The sequence below is a fragment of the Anaeromassilibacillus sp. An200 genome, from assembly GCF_002160025.1.
In the GTDB taxonomy this organism is placed as follows: domain Bacteria; phylum Bacillota; class Clostridia; order Oscillospirales; family Acutalibacteraceae; genus Caccousia; species Caccousia stercoris.
Genome location: NZ_NFJU01000094.1, coordinates 1 through 3192, shown reverse-complemented (window position 1 = coordinate 3192; position 3192 = coordinate 1). Strand labels below are relative to the sequence as shown.

Below are 3192 nucleotides of genomic sequence, written 5' to 3'. Positions count from 1 at the left end.
CGAGCACATAGCCGTCCGGCACGGCAATTTCCGTGACGGTGATATAGCCGCTCGGTACGCTGGTGAGTGTCGCGCGGCCGGTGGAGTCGGTAACCACCTCGCCGATGAGAGAACCGTCCGCTCTGGTTACGCGGAACCGCACGCCGGGAACGCCCTTGCCGGTTTTGGCGTCCAGTTTAAGAATGTAGACAGGCGATTTCGCCTTGTTCTCGAACTGAACGGTTGTCACCTTGTTGGCTTCCAGCGTAATCTGCTTGGGCGTCTCGTCGAGAACGTATCCGGGCAGCGTGGCGATCTCCCTGATGGTGTAATTGACACCCGCTTGCAGGCCGGTGACAAGAATTTCGCCGTTCTCGTCCGTCACATAGTCGCCGATTTTCGCACCGTCTGTGACGCGCACCTCAAAGGTCACACCCTCGATGGGGCCTTTGGTCACGCTGTCCACCTTGACGATGCGCAGCGTCGGCTTGATGCTGTTGCGCAGGGTGATTTCTCCAATCTTCCCAGCTTCCAGCGTGACGCGGTGAACGGTGCTGTCCACAACATACTGCGGGGGAGCAGAGATTTCCTGCACATCATAGGTTCCGGCTTCCAGATTCGGAAGGAAGATGATGCCGGAATCGTCCGTCGTGTACTCACCCACCACCTGACCGTCCGTTTTGCTGACCTTAATCACCACGTCGGCAACGGGATTGCCGTCCGTGTCAATCTTGCAGATTCGCAGGCCGGGCTTGGAGGTATTCTTAAAGGTAACGTCAGTGCGCTCGTTGGGTTTGAGCTGCACCGTAACCGGCTTGTCGTTGGCAATGTAGCCGGGAGCCGGTTCAATCTCCTGGATGACAATGGAGGTTACGTCCAGATCGTCGAGGAAAATCACGCCGTTGTTGTCCGTCACACGGGTGTAGACCGTTTGTGTACCGGGGATGGTAAATGTAAACTTCGCGCCCATGATGCGCTTCCCGGTGTCCGCGTCCACTTTCGTGAGCATCAAACCGGGCTTCTGGTCGTTGCGGATGGTAACGGTGGTTATGTCATCCACGATTTTGACAGTTTGCGGAGTGCTGTTGAGGACGTATCCGGCAGGGGCTTCCAGCTCGGTGATAACCCAGCTTGTGCCGGTTTCCATCGTGTCAAAGGTAATTTGTCCGTTCTCGTCCGTCTGATAGATGCCCTCGCCGCGCCCGCAGTTGCCGGGGCCGAACAGGTCGCCGTCCGGCGATTTGATTTCAAAAATCATACCGGGGACAAGCTCGTTTGTAACGGAATCGCGCTTTTCGATAATGAGCTGTTTTTTGAGCACATTGGTCAGTTTCAATTCGTAGGTCTGTCCGGGTTTCAGCTCCACGGTGTGGGGCGTGGGGTCGATCTCCACATTGTCCGGTGCGTCCGTCTCAGTGATGACGTACCAGTCGGCGGGCAGCTCGATTTCTGCTTCGCCGTTCTCATCCGTGACAACAGACCACTTCTCCGCACCGTCGCGGCGTTTAATCTCGAATGTGACGCCCTCGAGCGGGTCGCCGTTGTTCTCCGCTGTCTTAATGATCTTGACGGTTCCGTTGATCGGCTCGTTCTTGTAGACAATCATCGGGACTTCGGTTTGATCCTTCAGCAGTTCGATTGTCTGGACGGGATTCTCTGCGGGCTGGTAGCCTGCCGGGGGTGTTTTCTCTGTAATCTTATAGCTGCCAGGTTCCAGTCCTCCAAGGACGCACAGGCCGTTGTCATTACTTGTCACGTCCGTGGAGAACGTACCGTCAATCTGCTCAACGGTGAACACCGCCCCGGCCAGCGGTTCATCCGTCAGCGCGTCAAGCTTCTGGATTTTCAGGCCGACGCTTTTGCTGTTTTCGATCTTAATTTCAACAGCTTCTCCAGATTTGGCTTCCACACTGTATCGCGTGGAGTCCAGTGCATAACCGGAGGGGGCTTTGGTTTCTTCGACGTAATACATGCCGGGATCTGGAACCTTTACTGAAATAGATCCGGATGTTCCTGTTGTTACATTGGTTGACCAGCTGCTATCAGCCTTCGTGACTTTGAACTCTGCTCCGGCAAGATTTTTGGAACCATCGGCTTTACGGATGATGATGGAAGCACCTTCAGGTACTTCGTTTTCAAGTTTTACCTCGGCAGAAACAGCTTGTAGCCCATTTTCCGGGACAAGCGCATAGTTTTGAACTTTAGTCGAGCCGGAATATTCCGCAATGCCGTATTTCAGACCTCCAGTTTGCAGTTTTCCTTCAATAGTAGCGACTGTCTTTTTTTCGCCAAAAGAGCTGGGATCTGTGCCGCTTTCCGCGACAAGCCGGAACGGCTCTCCAAGCCATGCGTTCACATATTGGGACTGCATGGTGGTTGCGCTCTTGATTTCCGTACCGTCCAGTTTTTCCAAATGAAAACCTTCGGGCAAACTTCCCGGTGTAAGGGTATAGCCGCCAGCCGCCATATAGACATGTTCGGAGTCCTGCACCTTGCCGTTGCCGAAATAGCCGGTGGTCACTTCCCATTCTATATATTTTTCACCGGGGCCGGGGCCATCCTGCCATTTTCCGCCTTCGCTATTTGTTTTTGGAATAGCGTAGATTTCATCATCTACCCAATCATTCCAGTTATTTGCGGATCCCATGATCTGATTTAGGCTTTCCAACAAATATTGATTACGGGAAGCATCGTATGTCGCGGTGGGATTTACGCTCCATTTGCTCGCGTCCGACTGGCCGACCGAAAGCGTCCACATGGCAAACTTGGTAACGCCATAGGCTTCAAACCGATTGTTAAACAGCTGCCTGCTGCTGCCCCTGGTTCTTAAAGCGGTGGCTGCGGAGTCTCCGCCGCCGGTATAACCGCCGGAGGCAAGAACGCCCTGCATATACATGAGGATATTTTTGTCGTTGATAAATTCCTCATTGCTTTGCAGAGCCGGATCGTCCAGCTCATAAACCTTGACTCCGTATTCTCCAACAGTTGGGCTGTCTCCAGAGCCATATCTGTCATGATTCAGGCAATACGCGACATAGTTCACACCGTCAATGGTGACGCCCATGATTTCCGTAGGATAAGAGCCATGATACCCGGATATGGGCTGTTTTGTGGCCCAGCGCAGGCCGTCAAACGGATTATCCTCCAGCTTCTTGATGATGCTGCCTGCGGCAAATGCGGGCATGGTTAATCCGGCAATTTGCGGGAAAAGAA

1 protein-coding gene is annotated in these 3192 nt (G+C 53.6%); it reads right to left on the bottom strand.

Features of this window, described 5'->3' with window-relative positions; genetic code table 11:
• Positions 1-3163 (bottom strand): SpaA isopeptide-forming pilin-related protein (locus tag B5F35_RS17810; protein WP_140401289.1); only part of this gene is annotated, 3163 nt, incomplete at its 3' end.
• Positions 3164-3192 lie beyond the last annotated feature (29 nt).